Here is a 17,307-nt window from a genome sequence, read left to right as displayed (position 1 = left end):
ATAACAATACACGACCCTTGCATTAGCCAACCTGCGGGGAGGTAACGCCCCGCCGGGTACGCACCTGGCCCAACTCATACGGCGATTGCGTGCGTTCGTGCCCGGATCGCTCGGATGTGGACTCGCCCCCGCTTCGAGTACGCTCATGTCTCTCACGCCCAGGGCGGTTCCCGCCCGCCCGGGTTTCCGACGCTACATCGAACAGCCGTGCGTACCGAGCTTTCGTGCCGGCTCGAGCGGCGTCCCGAAACCGGGCCGCTGACTACCGCCCGAGCGACGATTCCACGTCCGCGAGCGTCGCGTGCATTCGGTCGACGACCTCGTCGGCGAGGGACTCGTCGATGGTCAGCGGCGGCGTAATGAGCGTGTAGTCGCCGTTCTCCCCGCCGACGTGGCCCCCGCCGGGGTAGGTGATGATCCCGTTATCCAGTCCCGCCTCGAACAGGAGCGACTGGAACTCCGATCCGGTTTCGGGAAGGGGCTCTTTCGTCTCCCGGTCGCCGACGAACTCCACGCCGATCATCAGTCCTTTCCCGCGGACGTCGCCGACGAAATCGTACTCGTAGAACTCCTCGCAGCGCTCTCGGAGGGACGCGCCGACCTCGCGGGCGTTCGCCACGAGGTCGTGTTCGTCCATGTACTCGAGGACGGCCGTCCCGATCGCGGCCGAGGCCGGGTTGAAACAGAAGGTGTGGCCGTGCTGGAACCCGTCTTCGACGGTCTCGAAGACCTCCGCGACGCGGCGGTGGGGCATCGTGCCGCCGATGGGCGAGTAGCCGCCGCTCATCCCCTTCGCACCGGTGATGATGTCCGGGGTGACGTCCCAGTGTTCGATCGCGAAGTTCTCGCCGGTCCGTCCGAACCCGGCCATGACCTCGTCGACGATGAACAACACGTCGTACTCGTCGCAGATCTCGCGGACCCGCTGGAAATAGCCGTCGTGGGGATACGCGCCGGCGTTCGCGGCACCCGTGACCGGCTCGGTGATGAACGCCGACACCGTCTCCGGCCCCTCGTCCTGGATGAGTCGCTCGAGGTCGTTCGCACACTCGACGCCGCAGGCGTGTCCGCCGTCCCCGTCGCAGCGCTCACAGCGGTACGGCGTCGCGCTCGGCGCCTTCGGGAAGTTCGCGAACAGCGGCTCCATCTTCGTCTTCCGGGCCGGAAAGCCGGAGACCGCCATCGCGCCGGCGGTGTTGCCGTGATAGCTCCGGCGGCGCGAGATCATCTTGTACTTGCCCTCGTTCCCGCGCTCGTAGTGGTACTGGCGGGCCATCTTGATCGCGCTCTCGTTCGCCTCCGAGCCGCTCGAGACGAGCCACGTCTTCTCGAAGCCCTCGGGCGTGAACTCGGCGATCTTCTCGGTGTACTCCATCGCGGGTTCGTTCGCGAACAGCATGCTCGAGACGTACTCGAGGCGGTCGATCTGTTCGCGCGCGGCCTCGGCGATCTCCTCGCGGCCGTGGCCGATGTTGACGTTCTGGTTTCCGGAGATTGCGTCGAGGTAGCGGTTCCCGTCGGCGTCCCAGACCCACGGCCCGTCGCCGCGGACGATAGTGACGTACTCGTCGGCGAACGCGCGGGGGAACATCCCCCCGAGGTCGGTACCGGCTCTCGTCTGTCGTTGGGGTGTTTCGTGTGTCGTCATTAGCTGTGTTTCAGTCGTCGGTCTCGTTCTGAACCGTTCGCAGTTGCTCCCAGTGCTCGAGGACGGTGTCGCTCCACTCCTCGAAGCCGACCTCGTAGACGTAGTCGGTGCCCCGAAGGACGACGTCCGCGGGGTCGATGGCGCGCAACATTGCGACCTCGCCCCGCGTCGGCTCCGGCGTCGTCGCGACGTCGTCGGCGACGCGGAGGTCCCACTGGACTTCCTCGCGGACGTCGTCGACGCTGACGCCGGGATGGGTCGTTTCGAGGACCATCTCGCCGTCGTCGTCGAAGCCGAACACCGCCATGTCGGTGACGACGGCGGCCGGACCGCCGCCGACGAAGCCGAGTTCCTCGCGCCGGCCCGGCCGCTCGAGGTGGCCCGGCGCGGTCACGTAGTCGACCTCGGTCGTGAACGCGCGGCGCTGCTGGCGCATCATGACGACGGTCCGGCCGCAGGACGTCATGATGTCGTTGCTCCCACCGGAGCCGGGCAGCCGCACTTTCGGTCGGTCGTACGTCGCGTCCCCGATCACGGCCGTCGAGTTCGTGTTGCCGCGGCTGTCGATCTGGCCCGCGCCGATGATGCCGACGTCGAAGGCCCCGCGCTGGTTGTCGACGAAGATCTCGCACTGGTCGGTCGCGACGAGCGCGTCGACCCCGAGGATGGTGTCGGAGATCGACTGGACCACGCCCGGGGGGACGGAGCCGATGTACCCCGACTCGGTCACGAGCTGGCAGTCCGGCGCGTGCGTGTGTTTCGCGAGGATGCCCGACATCAGCGACATGCCGACGCCGATGAACGCGGTCTCGCCGTCGTCGATCTGGCGCGCGGCGGCGACCGCCAGCAGTTCGGTCGTCGTGTAATCGTCGGCCGTCTCCTCGGGCCGATCGACGCGAACCGGGTTCACCGATTCCGTGGACGGCTCGGCGGCTTCGCCCGCCGTCGATCGGTCACTCATCGGTTCCCCCCGCGGAGTCCGCACCGTTGATCGTTCGCTCCATGTGCTCGAGCGTCGCCAGCCGATCGGCACCCACCTTCTCGAGGTACTCCTCGTGGGGACAGATCCACTCGTCGAGCCACTCGAGGAACTCCTCGCGGTCCCGCGACCGCAGGCCGTACTCCCGGTAGAAGGGCAGATCGGCGTAGTACTGCCCGTAGCAGTGCCACGGGTGAGAGCCGAAGGGGACCTCGACGACCGCGTCGACCGTGTAGAACGGGATGCGGGTGAGTTCGGGCCGTCGCCGGATCTCCTCGGTCGGGACGAGTTCCTCACAGGTGACGACGGTGTGTTCGGCGGCCCGGGCCTTGAGGTGATCGTTGACGACGTTGCCCAGTATCTGCGCGTTGCCCATCGGATCGCACCGCTGGACGTGGATGATCGCCACGTCGGGTCGCGCCGGGGGAACGAGCACGAGCGGATCGCCCGACCCGAGCGGATCCTCGATCACCTCGAGGTCGTCGTTGTGCGTCGGGATGTCCGTGTCGAGCATCGATCGCGTCGGCACGAACGGGAGGTCCATCGCTCCCGCGAGGAACATCAACGAGGAGCCGAAGTTCGAGACGTCGCGCATCTCGAGGTGATGGGGGACGTCGTTCTCGACGGCGCTTCGAACGTTGTGGCCCTGCGAGATGAGGCTCGTCCCGACCCAGGAGCCGACGTACTCGTCGACGCAGCCGGCGCCGACCATGATGTCGAATAGGGTCGTCCTGGCGTCGTCGAGGACGGTCAGCCCGGTCGTTTCCTGGCGGACGATCTCGCGGGCCGCCGCTTCCGGATCGCGGCCGCCCATTCCGCCGAAGGCGATGCTCGAGCCGTCGGTGACGTACTCCTCGATCGCGGAGACGAGGTCCGTGACCTTCTCCCGATCGGTCGTTTCGTCGCCGATTTCGGCCGGTCTGTCGGAGGTGTGGATGGCGTCTGCGGCGTGTGTCATCGTGGTCTGAAAGTGTCGTATTCGCGGTCAGTTACGGTCCGTTCGTGGTGGTCGTCGATCGACCGGATCGGGTACTCGGCGAACTCTTCGAGGACGGAGCCGAGCCCCTCGATCGCGGCCTCGAGCAGTAACTCGCCGGTCTCCGGGGTAGCGACGGTCGCGTCGCCCATGACGCCGGTCTCCGAGACCGTCGACCACCAGCCCAACATCGTCACGGGCGTCGAGTCTTCGGGGCGGGTCTGGCCCGCGAGATCGAGGTTGTTGAAGTGTCGGCTCTCGGGATAGGCGATGTCGCGGGGAGCGGCGTCCAGATCGACGCGCTCGGGGTAGAGGTGCATGTAGATCGACGTCTCCATCTCGCCCGCGTGGGCCGACCCCTGCGGGCCGGCCTCGCGAACCGCGCTCGCTGTCTCGCGAACCTCGTCGATCTCCCACCACGAGAGCATCGCGCAGCGGATGTCGGGATACTGCAGCAGTACCTGCCGGCTGGCCAGTTCGAGGAGGTGGTGGTTCGAACCGTGTCCGTTGACGAGCAGAATCCGCTCGAACCCGTGGTGGGCGAGCGAGACGCAAATGTCGACGACGTAGTCGACGAACGTGCGCCACCCGATCGTGATCCCGCCCGGAAAGTCCATGTGATGGGGGAGGTACCCGTGGTCGATCGTCGGGAACAACAGCGCGTCGTTCCTATCGGCGACGGCCGGTTCGCAGACCGCCTCGACGATCCGACGGTCGACGTCCAGCGGGAGGTGCGGGCCGTGGTCTTCGGTCGCACCGACGGGGACGACGACCGTCGCACCGTCCTCGGCGGCCTCGTCGATTTCGGGCCACGTGAGTTCGTCGTAGCGACGGACTTCCGAGCCGCCGCTACGACTCATCCGGCGTCACCCTGTAGCCACACCACGACATGGCAGTCAACGCGAGAGCGAGCGTGATCTCCTCGAGTTCCGCCACGGGGAGGTACTCGTCGGTGCCGTGGATGTTGTACGCGCCCGGCCCGAAGCAGACGGCCGGCGTCCCGGTCTCGTTGACGAAGAACCGGGAGTCGATCCCGCCGGGGAACCCTTTGGCGTGGCTCTCCCGGCCGAGCGTCTCTTCGGCGACGGCTTCGACCGTCCGAACGATCGGCTCGTCGGGATCGATCTTCGCGGACCGGCCGCGCCAGCCGAACCACTCGATTTCGGGCGGGTGCTCTGCGAGCCACGGATCGCCCTCGGCGGCCCGCTCGACCGTCCGTTCGACCGTCTCGCGGAGGTCTTCGCGCGTCTCTTCGGGCGCGTGCGAGATTCGCGCCTCGAGCACCGCTTCGTCTGGGACGCTCGAGACCCAGTCGCCGCCGCGCAGCGTGCCGAGGTTCAGCGAGACCGTGTGCTCGTGCCACTCCTCGAACAGCTCGTCGTGGACCGTCGTCTTGCGCTCGTCGTGGAGGTCCTCGAGCGCGTGGTAGATCGGCAACAGCTTCGAGACGGCGTTCACGCCGGCGTCGGTCTCCGCGGCGTGAGCGCTCTTCCCCTCGACGGTCACGCGGAAGTAGGAGACGCCGTCGTTCGCGATCCACGAGTCGAAGCCCGTCGGCTCCGGGATCACGACGGCGTCCGCGTCGACGCCCGCGAGAACACTCGCGAGCGTCCCGCCGGATCCGCCGTACTCCTCCTCGATGACGGTGTTGAACGACAGGTCGCCGAGGAGCTCGATCCCCGCACGATCGAGGGCCTCGAGCGCGTAAATCATCGCGGCGACGCCTCCTTTCATGTCCGACGCGCCCCGGCCGAGGAGTCGTCCGTCCTCGACGGTTCCGGCGAACGGGTCGAACGACCACGCGTCGCGGTCGCCCTCGGGGACGACGTCGACGTGTCCGTTGAACAGCAGCGATTGACCGTCACCCGCACCCTCGCGCGTCGCGAGGAGGTTCGGCCGGTCCTCGTAGGACAGGTCGCGTTCGACGTACTCGTCGTGATCCTCGATGCCGGGGACGTCGTCGGCGCGGATCTCTTCGACCTCGAGATCGAGCGCCTCGAGGCGCTCTCGAACGAGTTTCTGGGCGGGTTGTTCCTCGTTCAGAACGCTTCGAACGCGGACGAGATCGGCGGCGAAATCGACGATGTCGTCGCTGATTTCCCCAACGGCGGCCTCGACGCGCTCGCTCGCGGCCGCCTCGACGCGCTCATTCGGCTCCATTTTCGTCCTCCGTTGGCGAATATCGCGGTGATCTGTGCAGTGCCATCGATCACCAATTATCTCAAATGATGTTAAGCCTTGCGCCGTTATTGTCGTATTCTGATTTGGAATAGGGCAGATCACACAATCGCCATTTCCGAATAATCGGCTTTGATGTAGCAAGTTTTATTACCACCTTGACCTATGCTAATCCCGTACAATGAGAGAAGCTCACACCGGGTCGACCGATACCGCCGGCAGTTCAACGAACAGAACTCGTGGACGGCGACGGGTTTTACGATCGATCGGCGGTATCAGTGCCGCCGGTATCGCCGGGCTGGCCGGTTGTCTCGGCGGCAGCTCGAGCGATCCGTTCGTCGTTCAGGTTACCGGCGGAAACTACATCGACTCCTACGAGAGCGAGGTGTTCTCTGCGTTCGAAGAGGAACAGGACGTCGACGTCGCAGTCAACCAGATTAGCGACCAGTTCGACGGCTACAACCAGATCCAGTCCGGGCAGTCCGACGCCCACGTGACGATCACCTCCGCGAACACGCTGTATATGGGCGCAAGCGAGGGCGTCTGGGCGCCGATCAACACAGGCGAACTCGACAACTACGATAGCCTCGCCGATACGTTCAAGAACCCGGTGTACGACGCCGGCGACGACGTTCACGGCATTCCGACGGTGTACGGGACCATCGGGATGGCGTACAACCGCGACGAACTCGGCGAACTCGACTCGTGGGAAGCGTGCTGGGATCAGGCGAACGCCGGCAACGTCACCATGCAAGGGACCGACTTCGTGCGCGTCTTCACGACGGCCCTCTACCTCGGCATGGACCCCAACGATATCGGCGCCGACAGCTCCTACGAGGACGGCATCGGACGGATCTGGGATTCGGTCCGCGAACAGAAGGAGCTGATCTCCAGCTACTGGTCGACGGGCGACGAGCACGTTCGAATGTACGCGCAAAACGAGGCCTACGTCGGCGAAGCGTGGGGCGGCCGAATCAAGGCTGCCGTCGACGACGGTCACGACCACCTCGACTACGTCATTCCGAAGGAGGGCGCGTACGGCTGGTCCGACAACTGGGCGATGGTGTCCGGGATCGACGACGACAAGCGAAGCACCGCGATGGCGTTCTTCGACTTCCTGCTCGAGGAGGACGTGTTGGTCCCGCTCGCGGAAGCGCTCGGCTACCCGCCGGCGACCGGCGCGACCTCCGACGTGATCGAGAACCTCGGCGACTACGATCCGACGGGCGGCGAGCGGCTCACGTTCCTCAACCCCGGCTACCAGGAGGACCACTCCGACGAGTGGTCCCAGGAGTGGGAGAGCATCCAATCGTCGTAGTTATTCCGCTGACTAACGACATACATACAACCATCACATGGAATTTCTCGATATTGACAACTTGCGAAAGGAGTTCGGCGAGACAGTCGCCGTCGACGGTATTTCCTTTTCCGTCGAGGAGGGGGAGTTCGTCACCGTCGTCGGTCCGAGCGGCTGTGGGAAGACGACGACGCTCCTGAACATCGCCGGTCTCCAGACGCCGACGTCCGGATCGATCCGACTGCAGGGAACCGACCTCACGGACCTCCCGCCGTACGAACGCGACATCGGCGTCGTCTTTCAGGATTACGCGCTCTTTCCCCACAAAACCGTCGGGGAGAACATCGCCTTCGGACTGAAGATGCGCGGTGCCGACGAACGCGAGCGCGAGGCGAAAGTCTCCGAGATGCTCTCGATGATCAATCTCGAGGGGTACGAAAACGAGTATCCCCACGAGTGCAGCGGGGGACAGCAACAGCGAGTCGCGGTCGCTCGAGCGCTCGCGTTCGACCCCGACCTCGTGTTGATGGACGAGCCGCTGTCCAACCTCGACAAGAAGCTTCGGGGAGAGATGCGAACCGAACTCAAACGCATCCAGCGCGAGACCGGGATCACGACGATCTACGTCACCCACAACCAGACGGAAGCGCTCTCGATGGGCGACCGGATCGCGGTGCTCAACGACGGTACCTTAGAGCAGTACGACGACCCGAAAACGGCGTACGAACGGCCGGCGTCGCCGTTCGTCGCTGACTTCCTCGGCACCTCGAGCAGGATCGACGGCACGCTCCGACTCGGATCGACCCCCGACGTTCGGTTCGGCGACTCGACGATGACCGTCGAGGCCCGCGACGGGATCGACGACGGCGACGACGTCGCCGTCTTCGTCCGGACCGAACTCGCGTCCCTCAGCACGGAGCGACCCGCGGTCGAGAACGCCTTCCGGGGAACTATCGAGAGCGTGGACTACCAGGGACAGGGCGCCGTCTACTTCGTGTCCGTCCCCGCGTTCGAGACGACGGTGCAGGTGAACCACCACGCGAACGCGAGCATGCTCGAGCCCGGTAACGAGGTCTGGGTAAGCATCGATCCGTCGGACGTCATCTACACGGCGTCGGGGGCGTCGGCTGACAGCTCGGAGCGGCCCGAGATTCCCGCGGAGGGTCGATGAGCGGCACACGAGGCCAGCACGGCGAGGCGAGCCACCGGGACTACGAGCGCCAGGAACTCTTCCGAGTGCTCGAGCCCGTCGCGCGGGAGAACCTCGAGCTCGTCCAAGAACGGATGGTCGACGCGGACGTCGATGCTCTGATCGTCAACCGGTCCGACAACCTCCGGTATCTCACCGGCTACGGCCCGTACGACAGTTTCTCGCTGTCGGCCGAACACGGTGCGGTCGTGACGCAGTCGGGAGCGCCGACGATCGTCGCCGCGCCCCGGCTGGCCGCGGACCTCGACGACCGCCACTGGCTCCCGGATGTCGTCCCGTTCTCGACGACGAACGACGAGGCCGCGGAGACGTTCGCGACGGTGCTCGAGGAACGCGGCGTCGCGGACGGCGCCGTCGGCCTCGATCCGCACATGGAGTACCGGTTCGCCCGGACGCTCGAGGCGTCGCTCCCGAACTGTGAGCTGCGTGACGCGGGCGATCTGCTCTTCGAGGCGAGGGCCGTCAAGACGGACGCGGAGATAGCACTCATCGACGAGGGACTCTCGATCGCCGAACTCGCGATCGAGGCCGGGATCGAGGCCGTCGAGGTCGGTGTGCGGGAGTGCGAGGTCTCCGGGGCGATCATGGACGCCATGCTCTCGGCCGGCGCGGCCGGCGCGTACGCCCTCCCGGCGATCGTCAGCTCCGGCGTCCGCTGGTCGCGCTGCCAGGAGTATCCGTCCAGAAAGCGCATCCGGCGGGGCGAGTTCGTCCAACTCGACGAAGGCCCGATGTGGAAGGGGTACTACAGCGAACTGGCCCGAATGGCGTTCCCTGGCACGCCGTCCGACGAACAGCGATCGATGTACCAGGCGACGTTCGCGGCCCACGAGGCCGCGATCGACGCCGTCGAACCCGGCGCGACCGGTCGCGAGGTGTACGACGCCGCGCGCGACGTCTTCGCCGAGTTCGGCTACGAGGAGTGGTTGACCGACGGCGACATCGGCCACGGCATCGGCGTCGTCGCCCACGAACCGCCGTACGTGGGCCCGACCGCGGACGCCACACTCGAGGAGAACATGATCGTCATGATCGAACCGGGCCTGTTCCGACGCGGCGTCGCCGGCGTCCGCTTCGAAGACATGGTGCTCGTAACCGACCGCGGCAGCGAGGTACTCTCGCGGACCCCCCATCCCGACCATGAGAAATTTATCTGAGGTGAATCAATGAGCAGCGAAACCGCATCGACGACGGCAGAGACGCCCGATCGAGCCGAATCGATCCGGCAGCGACTGATGGAGAGCGAACGGGTCGGCTACCTGCTCTCGCCGGGATCCGGACTGCTGTGGGTACTGCTGTTCCTGTTCCTCCCGTTGACGGTCATCGTCGCCTTCAGCTTCTTCCGGTCCGGCGAGTTCGGGACCATCATCTACGAACCGACGCTCGAGAACTATCGCCGGTTCGTCAACGGAACCGTCTACCAGCGCGTGATCGTTCGGTCGCTGCTGGTCGGCGTCGTGACGACGCTGATCGTGTTGCCGTTCGGCTACACGCTCGGATACTTCCTGGGACGGTCCAAGAGCCGCTGGACGCCGATACTGTTGGGGCTCGTCGTCGTCCAGTTCTGGGTCCCGCTCGTGATCCGCACCTACGCGTGGATTCCGATCCTCGGCCGCCAGGGAATCTTCAACGACTTCCTGCTGTGGCTCGGCGTCGTCAATCAACCGGTCGAGATCCTCTATACGACCCGCGGGATGATTCTCGGACTGTCGGTGAGCATCATGCCGTTCATGGTGTTGCCGGTGTACTCGATCGTCAGCACGATCGACGAGGAGATCATTCAGGCGGCGAAGACGCTGGGTGCGAGCGACGCTCGAGCGTTCTGGGAGGTGACGTTCCCCCTCTCCTGGCCCGGCGTCGTCTCCGGAATCCTGTTCACGTTCATCCTCTCGGCGGGATCGTTTCTCGCACCCCAGCTACTCGGGGGTACCGGTGACCGACTGATCGCCCCCGTCATCGAGACCGTGTTCAGCCAGGACTTCAACTGGCCGTTCGCGGCGACGCTGTCGCTCGTCTACGTGGCGCTGATCGTCGGGATACTCTACCTGTTCAGCAGGAAAGCGGATATCGAGGAAGCACTCGAGGGGACCCAGCTATGAGCATCCGAAACTACGCATCCGATATCACGTCGAACTGGAACTGGCACGGGATCAAACTCGTCTCCGCGCTGGTCTACCTGAGCATGATCCTCCCGCTCGTCGTGGTCGTCGTCAATTCCTTTAGCGCGCAGCGAATCGCGACGTTCCCGCCGAGCGGACTGACACTCGAGTGGTACGTCGAGTTCTTCAGGGACGAGATGTTCCTCAGCGCCGTCTGGGTGAGCACGCAGGTCGGGATCGCAGCCGCGATACTGGCGGGCACGATCGGGACGCTCACGGCCATGGGATTCGTCCGAAAGCCGTTTCCCGCGAAGAAGGCGCTCTCGATCGCGCTCCTGACCCCGATGATCGTCCCGCCCGTGATCGTCGGCGTCGCGGCGACGAGTTTCTTCACCGAGATCGGTATCGATCGAAGTATCTGGTGGCTGATCGTCATGCACACGTTGCTCGCGCTGCCCTACGCGTTCCTGATCATCCGCAGCCGCCTCTTCCTCTTCGACGAAACGCTCGAGGACGCGGCGATGACCCTCGGCGCGGATCGTTTGGTGACGTTCCGAGAGATCACGCTCCCGCAGGTCGCGCCGGCGATCGTCACGGCGATGGTGCTCTCGTTCGTCATCTCCTTTGGCGAATTTACCGCCTCGCAGTTCTGGGTACAGCGGGAGACGACGACGGTTCCGGTCGTCATCTATTCGATGGTGCGAACGACGATCACGCCGAAGGTGAACGTGCTCGCGACGCTCGTGCTCGTGATCACGATGGTCGTCCCGGTCGTCGGGCTCGGAATCCAGCGCTGGCTGACCAACGACGCGAGCTGACTTCGCTTACGGCTCGTCGAGCAGTTCGAAGATTTTCGGGTCGGTTCTGAACTTCAGCATGTTGTGCGCCACGGAGTTGCGGACGTTCAGAACGACGTCGCCGTACTCCCGGTAAAAGTCGTGAATCCACTTCGATTCCGCCTCGCGTGTCCTGAACATCATGATCGTCTTCCACTGGTACTCCCCGTTCGAGATGAAGTACATCATGGTGTGTTCGTCCTCGATGATGTGCTCCATCGCGTCCTTCCAGTTGTCGCTGAACCCCCACGGGAAGAATTTGAACTCGAACAGCGCGAAGTTGTAGAACTCCTCGTTCGGGAGGATAGCCTCGTGAAAGATCCGCGACTCCCGCATCTTCCGGATCGTTTCGCTCACTGTGACGTTCGAGATGTCGATATCGTACTTCTCATCGAGGAGATCCGCGAGATCGCGGCTCGAAATCTGTGGGTTGGCCGCAAGTTCACGGAGGATCTTAATATCACGCTCCTTGAAATCCCAGTCGATATCGTCCGGTTTCGGCTCCTTGGCCATGGACAGCAGTTAGCGAGGAAATCATATTTACGTTCCGTGTTTCGGCCGAACGCCGCTTCACGGCGAGCGAACGCGTTCGTTACGTCGGTCGATATATCAGTCTCCGTACGTCGTCCGGAGTCGACAGAACTGCCGCGAGGCTCTGACGGTGCTGTGCCACGTCCGGCCCCCAACGCCTCGGGCCGAAACCGGGAACGGTGTGAGGATCCGCCCGTCTGCCCGCACTCAGAATTCGGTGATGACGGGAATCCCGACCGTTTCGTAGTCGTCCATCGAGGCCAGCGTTTCGGGAGCCTCCTCGAGCGAGAGCGTCTCGCCGATGATCTTGTCGGGCTCTAAGGTGCCCTGTGCGATCAGGTTGAACAGTTCCTCGTAGCGGACCAGCGGCATCCCGAACGAGCCGTGGAAGTCGATCTCCTGCATCGTCATGATGTCGACGGGGAGTTCGATCTGTCCCTCCTCCTCGCCGGTGGTCAGGCCAACCTGAACGTGGCTGCCACGCGTTCCGAGGCTGTTGACCGAGTTCTTGCAGGTGTCGGCGACGCCCAGCGCATCGATGGAGACGTCGGCACCGCCGTCGGTGATGGCCTGGACCGCCTGGGCCGAACTGTCGACCTCGGTCACGTTGACCGTCTCGCGGGCACCGAGTTCCTCGGCGCGCTCGAGTTTGTCGTCGACGAGATCGATCGCGATCGGGTGGGCGCCCAGCGCGTCCGCGATGTGAATCGCCGAGAGGCCGACGCCGCCACAGCCGTGGACGGCGACCCAGTCGCCGGGCCGAAGGTCGGCGCGGTCGGCCAGTGCGTGGTAGGCCGTCATGAACCGGCATCCGAGGCCGGCCATCTCGGCGAAGCCGACGTCGTCGGGGAGTTTCACGCAGTTGAAGTCGGCTTCGCGAACGGGGAACGCCTCCGCGAACGCGCCCTGGGAGAACTCGGAGAGGCCGAGCGGGAGCACCGTCTCGCAGTTGTTCGCCCGCCCCTCGCGACAGTGGGGACAGGTCCCGTCACCGAGGTGGAACGGCACCGCCACGCGGTCGCCCTCCTCGAGTGTCTCGACGTCACTCCCGACTTCCGAGACGACGCCGGCGGGCTCGTGGCCGAGGATCTGACCTTCCGGGACGCCCGCGCCGATCCAGCTCCAGTCGCCCTGCCAGGCGTGCCAGTCGCTTCGACAGATGCCACACGCCTCGGTTTCGACGATGACCTGATCGGCACCCGGCTCCGGATAGTCGACGTCTTTGACTGCCAGCGGTTCCCCATGCTCTTCGAGTACGGCTGCTCGCATATTCCAACGGTAGGGACAGATAGTATAAAAGTGTATGAGGTACGTTTGGGATGTATCACAAACTCTGTTTGAGTTTCTCTTCGTTGGATATCGGCCACTCACCACTGAATTGGTTCTACCGTGCATTCGATCCGCTACCTGATTTCGGCGCGAAAACGCGCAGACGGTGTGTCGAATTCGGAGAATGTACGGATAGCTAATTCGGTCCCATCTTCGTATCATCCAGTTGTCGTGCAAGCGCTTGAAAGAACTAGAGATACTGCTGTACTACCATATTCGAATACACAAATGCAAAGTGATATTTTCAGTCGGCCGTGATCCGACTGTGAAGCTCACGTTTCGCCGCTGACTCCGTAGAAACTACTTACCCGATGCCTCAGAGGCTGAAGGCGGATTGCATTTGGTTTCCGCTATCGGCCGCCGATCGGGACGATGACCGTCTCGATAGATCGACGAGCGCTACGAAAGCGTTAATAGTCTATTTATTCGGCGTTTCGAGCCCTGTAGTTCAGTCGCGCGTCGTAATCTGGGTCGAATCGAAGTCAGATTCCGTTTTTCGACATGTATTACCACAGAGGGAATAATTCCCGGAAGAGGTATTGTTTCTCCCACGTAGTTTCAGATATCAGGTGTGGCCGCCGTTCGACTCGACCGGTTGGAAGATCCGCGCCCCGTCGTCGAGTTGCGATTGGACGCGCCCCCGCTCCTCGAGGTGACTGAGCGAGCCAACGATTTCGGGGAGCACTCGTGCCCGTTCGTACAGACCGTCCGTCTGTGCGTCGGCGATCTCGACGGCGGTGGTGCCGGCCGGCTCGAGCGCCTCGAAACTGCGCCGGATTCGCTCCTCGAGATCCGCACGTGATCGTTCGACCGCCTCGTCGAAGCGACCGTGGACAGGGCCGTGACCGGGGTAGACCCGGTCGAACGAGTATCCCTGCAGGCGTTCGAGGGCGTCGCGGAAGGCGTCGATTCCCTCGGTAACGCCGTCGTCGAAGTTGACGTGGATCGCCGCCGCGCGGAACGGTTCGATCGCTACGTCACCGGAGAGCAGCACGCGCTCGTCGCCGACGGTCGTCCCGTAACAGAAGTGGGTGACGTGGTGGCCGGGAGTATATATCGGCTCGAACTCGTAGTCGCCGATCGTGAGTCGGTCGCCCCGTTCGATCCAGACGTCGACCGCCTCGAGCGGCAGCGCCTCCCGTACGGAGCGGTGGGCCGCGACGAGACGATCGACCGACGGCTCGAGTCGGTCGTCCGCGACGCCGGCCTCGCGCAGGTTCGCCCGCGTCGCATCGCGGACGGCCTCGAGGCTTCGATTCCAGCGCCGTCTGATCAGATCCGGCGCGTAAACCGTCACGTCGCCGGCTTCGCGGATCATCTGTACCTGTCCGACGTGATCGGAGTGGCCGTGAGTCAACAGCAGGTGATCGATATCGCCCGGCTCGCAGTCGGCGGCCGTGAGGTCGGTACGGAGCTTCTCTTCGGCTTCGTCGCCGATCGCACCGGCGTCGACGAGCACGCGCTCGTCGCCGGGAAGCAGATACGACGCGACGTGGCCGGGCGGCCAGTCGACCGAACACTCGAGCCGACGAATCGGTGGCCGGGAGCCGTCTCCGGCCGCCTCCGATCGGTTCGTCCGTGGCACGGTCTCGAGTCGACTCCCGCGGGTGAAAAAGATTGACGTGCCGGCCCACCGCGGTCAGTCGGTTTCGACGGCGGTCGTAGAGACCGCCGGATTACGCAGTAGCGGGAGCGAGACGATCGCCAGACAGCTGGCGATCAGTGCGGCACAGCCGATGTAGGTCCACTGGTAACCGAGACCGCTGTCGACGGCCGGAATCGCGACCAGCGGACCGAGGCTGAGCCCGATGTCGCCCATCACGTTATAGACGCCGCCCATCCGACCGAGCTCGTCGCCGGGCGTGAGATCACCGAGGATCGCCATCAACGCGGGTGCTGCGACGCCTATGCCGCCGCCGGCGAGCGCTATCGCGACGAGCAGCGCCTCGATCGTCGGGACGGTGGCGATGAGGAGGAATCCCGCACCCATCGACAGGAACGCGGGCACCGTCAGCACCGTCCGGTCGTTCATCCGGTCGGAGATCCGACTGGTCCCGAGCGTCGTCGCGCCGGAGGTGAGCACGCCGAGCGCCATGACGACGCCGCTGACGCCCGCTGCGTCGAGGAGTGCGAGCTCGAGGTCGTAGTCGCTCGCATAGCGGGCGAGCGTCGAGAGGATGATCCCGCCCCAGAGGAACTGGACGGTGAAGTTTCCGAAGCCGATCACGAGGACAGTCGGGCGACCCGCGAGCAGCGATGGCAGTTCGCGGATGCTCGCCGACCGCGTTTCGGCACCGCCGTGGACGTCAGGGAGGACGAGCGTCGCGATCGTCCCGGCGATCAGCGCGAGCACACCGGCGACCAGAAAGGCCGTCTGCATATCGGCGAGGTCGGTCAGCAGACCGCCGAGGACGAGGCCAGTCGGGAAGCCGAGCGACTGACCGCCGCGCATGTACCCGATCCACCGGCCCCGATTTGCCGCGGTGGTAACGGCGGAGATCGTCGCGAACGCGCCGATGAAGACGAACGCGCTACCGACGCCCCAGAACAGCCGCGAGAGGACGAAGACGACACCCGGAAGCGATACCTCGCCGAAGACGGGCAGCGAGCCGACGATGACCGACGGTGCCTTCAGTCCGACGATGTAGCCGAAAGGGGCCAGCGCCTGGGTGAACAGCCCGAAGATCATCGGTTTGCGCGCACCGATCCGATCGATGATCGTCCCCGCGGGCGTATTCATCACCAGCCGCGCGATACGGTTGGCCGAGAGGATCACGCTCAGCATCACCGCGCTGATCACGAGCTTCTCGTCGAGCAGCGGCAGCGTCGGGAACGCGACGCCCGTCGCCACGCCCCCGAAGAAGATCCCCGAGATGATCGCGAGCGCGATCGTTCGAATCTCACCGGACGTATACGGCTGCGTCTCCGTCGTCGCTCCGCTCATAGTTCCCGTCGGCCGCACCGTTCGTCCATATTGGCCCTCTCTTTCTACCTCGTGGACTTCAACTCACCGTTCGTCGTTCACGCACGCCTCGGTTCGCTGGCCGACCCCGACTGTATACGGGTCGAGTCTCATTCAGTTCGATCGACAGCATTTACCTAACATACTATTTTAGACATGTACAACAATGAGAGTTCATACTCTCTCCGAGTACAAAAATGGAATCAGGAGTTGTCTATTCAGCAATTGTATAAATATAATAGGAGGCAGGTTGAACTGGAAGGGATTATAGAGTAATACGAGAAAAATGCGACGTGCCGAGGTACGATGAACAGTCGAGTAGAACTCGTATCCGATACATATACATAAAACTAAAATGGTATTATCTGCGTCTGTTTCTGCTTCTTTCTACGCTTGTGTCGAGTCGCGGTAATCGGCCCCAGCGGGTCGCCTCGCACTGCCAGCCGAGCGTCAGTCGACGCTCCCGACCACGGTTTCGACCTGGTTTACAGCTATATGCGTGTAATGAATGCTGAGCGCGAGATGACGGATTAGTACGACTACTTCGCGGACCGCCTCCCCGGCCACGGCGACTTCTAACCGGACGGTCGACACGGTCTGCAGGCCAATGCGGATCGTCGAATCACTCCACGACTCCGCGGAGCGAGGTGGCCCGGTCGTACTCGAGTGACTCGCGACGGGAGGCCGAGGACGCGCCGAAAGACGCAGGGGGACGGCAATGATCGAGAAACTCCATTTCTCACTACTATTTGGTTATATTTTTCTGCTTATATAAAGGTTATTAGTTCGACATCGATGACTTGCCAGTCGACATGTTGAATGGTCACAAAGACGGTTTCGATCGACGGACAGTGCTGCAGACGATCGGTATCGGCGCGCTCACGACGGCCAGCGCTGTGACTATGAGCGGCTTCGTCGACGGCGTCCCGCGGCGCGTCCTCATGCTGGACCGGATCACGTGGGAGTACGACTGGCCGGTCGTCGGGTGTACCAACACGCCGAGCAGGACGGCCCGGGCGCCGGGCAGCGAACTGCTGCAGCGGCCCGGTGTCCGGTCCCCTCGCTGAGGGCACCTACTACATCGTGTGCGTCAACAGCGGGAAACTGCTGGAAGTCGCCAACGTCGGCACCGCGAACGGTGACACCGTCCGCCGGTACGCGGACACCGGCTGTCTCTGCCAGCTGTGGACCCTCTCGCAGAACCGGGACGGCACGTACGACATCACCAACGTCAACAGCGGCCTGTACCTCGAGGTCGCCGG

15 protein-coding genes and 1 pseudogene are annotated in these 17,307 nt (G+C 64.1%); 7 read left to right on the top strand and 9 right to left on the bottom strand.

The features are described from left to right. Positions 1 to 262 precede the first annotated feature (262 nt). From NDO75_RS07780 to NDO75_RS07760, 5 genes are read right to left on the bottom strand one after another with little or no spacing between them, the layout of a single operon-like run. The gene (locus tag NDO75_RS07780; protein WP_310905586.1) at positions 263 to 1,648 is read right to left on the bottom strand and encodes an aspartate aminotransferase family protein; all 1,386 of its coding nucleotides are present in this window, start codon (positions 1,646 to 1,648) and stop codon (positions 263 to 265) included. A gap of 10 nt (positions 1,649 to 1,658) precedes the next feature. Continuing rightward, entirely contained in the window at positions 1,659 to 2,609 is a 951-nt protein-coding gene (locus NDO75_RS07775) for a CoA-transferase (protein WP_310905585.1), read from the bottom strand. After that, positions 2,602 to 3,585 (bottom strand): CoA-transferase, encoded by a 984-nt coding sequence (locus NDO75_RS07770; RefSeq protein WP_310905584.1) that lies wholly within the window; start codon positions 3,583 to 3,585, stop codon positions 2,602 to 2,604. The genes NDO75_RS07775 and NDO75_RS07770 overlap by 8 nt, the downstream gene beginning before the upstream one ends. Next, the gene (locus NDO75_RS07765; RefSeq protein ID WP_310905583.1) at positions 3,582 to 4,463 is read right to left on the bottom strand and encodes a creatininase family protein; all 882 of its coding nucleotides are present in this window, start codon (positions 4,461 to 4,463) and stop codon (positions 3,582 to 3,584) included. Before NDO75_RS07765 ends, NDO75_RS07770 begins: the two co-directional genes overlap by 4 nt. Next, positions 4,453 to 5,763 (bottom strand): ArgE/DapE family deacylase, encoded by a 1,311-nt coding sequence (locus NDO75_RS07760; protein WP_310905582.1) that lies wholly within the window; start codon positions 5,761 to 5,763, stop codon positions 4,453 to 4,455. Before NDO75_RS07760 ends, NDO75_RS07765 begins: the two co-directional genes overlap by 11 nt. 199 nt (positions 5,764 to 5,962) lie before the next feature. On the opposite strand from NDO75_RS07760, the gene NDO75_RS07755 reads away from it, so the two are divergent. From NDO75_RS07755 to NDO75_RS07735, 5 genes are read left to right on the top strand one after another with little or no spacing between them, the layout of a single operon-like run. Continuing rightward, positions 5,963 to 7,099 carry a PotD/PotF family extracellular solute-binding protein gene (locus NDO75_RS07755; protein ID WP_310905581.1) on the top strand — a complete coding sequence of 379 codons (1,137 nt, stop codon included), beginning with the start codon at positions 5,963 to 5,965 and terminating at the stop codon, positions 7,097 to 7,099. 37 nt (positions 7,100 to 7,136) lie between these two features. After that, positions 7,137 to 8,249, top strand: a complete 1,113-nt coding sequence (locus NDO75_RS07750; protein WP_310905580.1) for an ABC transporter ATP-binding protein — start codon at positions 7,137 to 7,139, stop codon at positions 8,247 to 8,249. Further along, positions 8,246 to 9,445: a Xaa-Pro peptidase family protein gene (locus tag NDO75_RS07745; protein WP_310905579.1), complete on the top strand. Its 1,200-nt coding sequence runs from the start codon at positions 8,246 to 8,248 to the stop codon at positions 9,443 to 9,445. The genes NDO75_RS07750 and NDO75_RS07745 overlap by 4 nt, the downstream gene beginning before the upstream one ends. Positions 9,446 to 9,454: 9 nt before the next feature. Continuing rightward, on the top strand, positions 9,455 to 10,387 hold the full coding sequence (locus NDO75_RS07740; RefSeq protein ID WP_310905578.1) for an ABC transporter permease: 933 nt from the start codon (positions 9,455 to 9,457) through the stop codon (positions 10,385 to 10,387). Further along, on the top strand, positions 10,384 to 11,205 hold the full coding sequence (locus NDO75_RS07735; protein ID WP_310905577.1) for an ABC transporter permease: 822 nt from the start codon (positions 10,384 to 10,386) through the stop codon (positions 11,203 to 11,205). Before NDO75_RS07740 ends, NDO75_RS07735 begins: the two co-directional genes overlap by 4 nt. A 6-nt stretch (positions 11,206 to 11,211) precedes the next feature. Here the strand turns inward: NDO75_RS07735 and NDO75_RS07730 are convergent, their stop codons facing one another. The 4 genes from NDO75_RS07730 to NDO75_RS07715 all read right to left on the bottom strand — a co-directional run bounded on the left by NDO75_RS07730 (position 11,212) and on the right by NDO75_RS07715 (position 16,027). Next, the gene (locus NDO75_RS07730; protein WP_310905576.1) at positions 11,212 to 11,736 is read right to left on the bottom strand and encodes a winged helix-turn-helix domain-containing protein; all 525 of its coding nucleotides are present in this window, start codon (positions 11,734 to 11,736) and stop codon (positions 11,212 to 11,214) included. A 225-nt stretch (positions 11,737 to 11,961) separates the two neighbouring features. Continuing rightward, positions 11,962 to 13,023: a zinc-dependent alcohol dehydrogenase family protein gene (locus NDO75_RS07725; RefSeq protein ID WP_310905575.1), complete on the bottom strand. Its 1,062-nt coding sequence runs from the start codon at positions 13,021 to 13,023 to the stop codon at positions 11,962 to 11,964. 625 nt (positions 13,024 to 13,648) lie between these two features. Continuing rightward, complete coding sequence (locus tag NDO75_RS07720; protein WP_310905574.1) at positions 13,649 to 14,668, bottom strand: MBL fold metallo-hydrolase; 1,020 nt, start codon at positions 14,666 to 14,668, stop codon at positions 13,649 to 13,651. Positions 14,669 to 14,722: 54 nt separating this feature from the next. After that, positions 14,723 to 16,027, bottom strand: a complete 1,305-nt coding sequence (locus NDO75_RS07715; RefSeq protein ID WP_310905573.1) for an MFS transporter — start codon at positions 16,025 to 16,027, stop codon at positions 14,723 to 14,725. Between the two features lie 869 nt (positions 16,028 to 16,896). On the opposite strand from NDO75_RS07715, the gene NDO75_RS07710 reads away from it, so the two are divergent. Beyond that, positions 16,897 to 17,112 carry a hypothetical protein gene (locus tag NDO75_RS07710; protein WP_310905572.1) on the top strand — a complete coding sequence of 72 codons (216 nt, stop codon included), beginning with the start codon at positions 16,897 to 16,899 and terminating at the stop codon, positions 17,110 to 17,112. After that, positions 17,093 to 17,263 (top strand): annotated as a pseudogene (locus NDO75_RS27745) (RICIN domain-containing protein); the annotation flags it as partial. The gene NDO75_RS07710 and the pseudogene NDO75_RS27745, both read left to right, overlap by 20 nt. Between the last annotated feature and the right edge of the window lie 44 nt (positions 17,264 to 17,307).

This window comes from Natrinema sp. 1APR25-10V2 (genome assembly GCF_031626495.1).
Classification (GTDB): domain Archaea; phylum Halobacteriota; class Halobacteria; order Halobacteriales; family Natrialbaceae; genus Natrinema.
The sequence above is the reverse complement of the archived record's forward strand: the minus strand, read 5'-3'. Positions and strand labels throughout refer to the sequence as shown.

Excerpts from the sequence above, each read along its gene's own strand:
- NDO75_RS07760 (WP_310905582.1), bottom strand. The coding sequence starts at position 5,763 with ATGGAGCCGAATGAGCGCGTCGAGGCGGCCGCGAGCGAGCGCGTCGAG.
- NDO75_RS07770 (WP_310905584.1), bottom strand. The coding sequence starts at position 3,585 with ATGACACACGCCGCAGACGCCATCCACACCTCCGACAGACCGGCCGAA.
- NDO75_RS07755 (WP_310905581.1), top strand. The coding sequence starts at position 5,963 with ATGAGAGAAGCTCACACCGGGTCGACCGATACCGCCGGCAGTTCAACG.
- NDO75_RS07775 (WP_310905585.1), bottom strand. The coding sequence starts at position 2,609 with ATGAGTGACCGATCGACGGCGGGCGAAGCCGCCGAGCCGTCCACGGAA.
- NDO75_RS07715 (WP_310905573.1), bottom strand. The coding sequence starts at position 16,027 with ATGAGCGGAGCGACGACGGAGACGCAGCCGTATACGTCCGGTGAGATT.
- NDO75_RS07725 (WP_310905575.1), bottom strand. The coding sequence starts at position 13,023 with ATGCGAGCAGCCGTACTCGAAGAGCATGGGGAACCGCTGGCAGTCAAA.
- NDO75_RS07765 (WP_310905583.1), bottom strand. The coding sequence starts at position 4,463 with ATGAGTCGTAGCGGCGGCTCGGAAGTCCGTCGCTACGACGAACTCACG.
- NDO75_RS07780 (WP_310905586.1), bottom strand. The coding sequence starts at position 1,648 with ATGACGACACACGAAACACCCCAACGACAGACGAGAGCCGGTACCGAC.
- NDO75_RS07730 (WP_310905576.1), bottom strand. The coding sequence starts at position 11,736 with ATGGCCAAGGAGCCGAAACCGGACGATATCGACTGGGATTTCAAGGAG.
- NDO75_RS07745 (WP_310905579.1), top strand. The coding sequence starts at position 8,246 with ATGAGCGGCACACGAGGCCAGCACGGCGAGGCGAGCCACCGGGACTAC.
- NDO75_RS07750 (WP_310905580.1), top strand. The coding sequence starts at position 7,137 with ATGGAATTTCTCGATATTGACAACTTGCGAAAGGAGTTCGGCGAGACA.
- NDO75_RS07735 (WP_310905577.1), top strand. The coding sequence starts at position 10,384 with ATGAGCATCCGAAACTACGCATCCGATATCACGTCGAACTGGAACTGG.
- NDO75_RS07740 (WP_310905578.1), top strand. The coding sequence starts at position 9,455 with ATGAGCAGCGAAACCGCATCGACGACGGCAGAGACGCCCGATCGAGCC.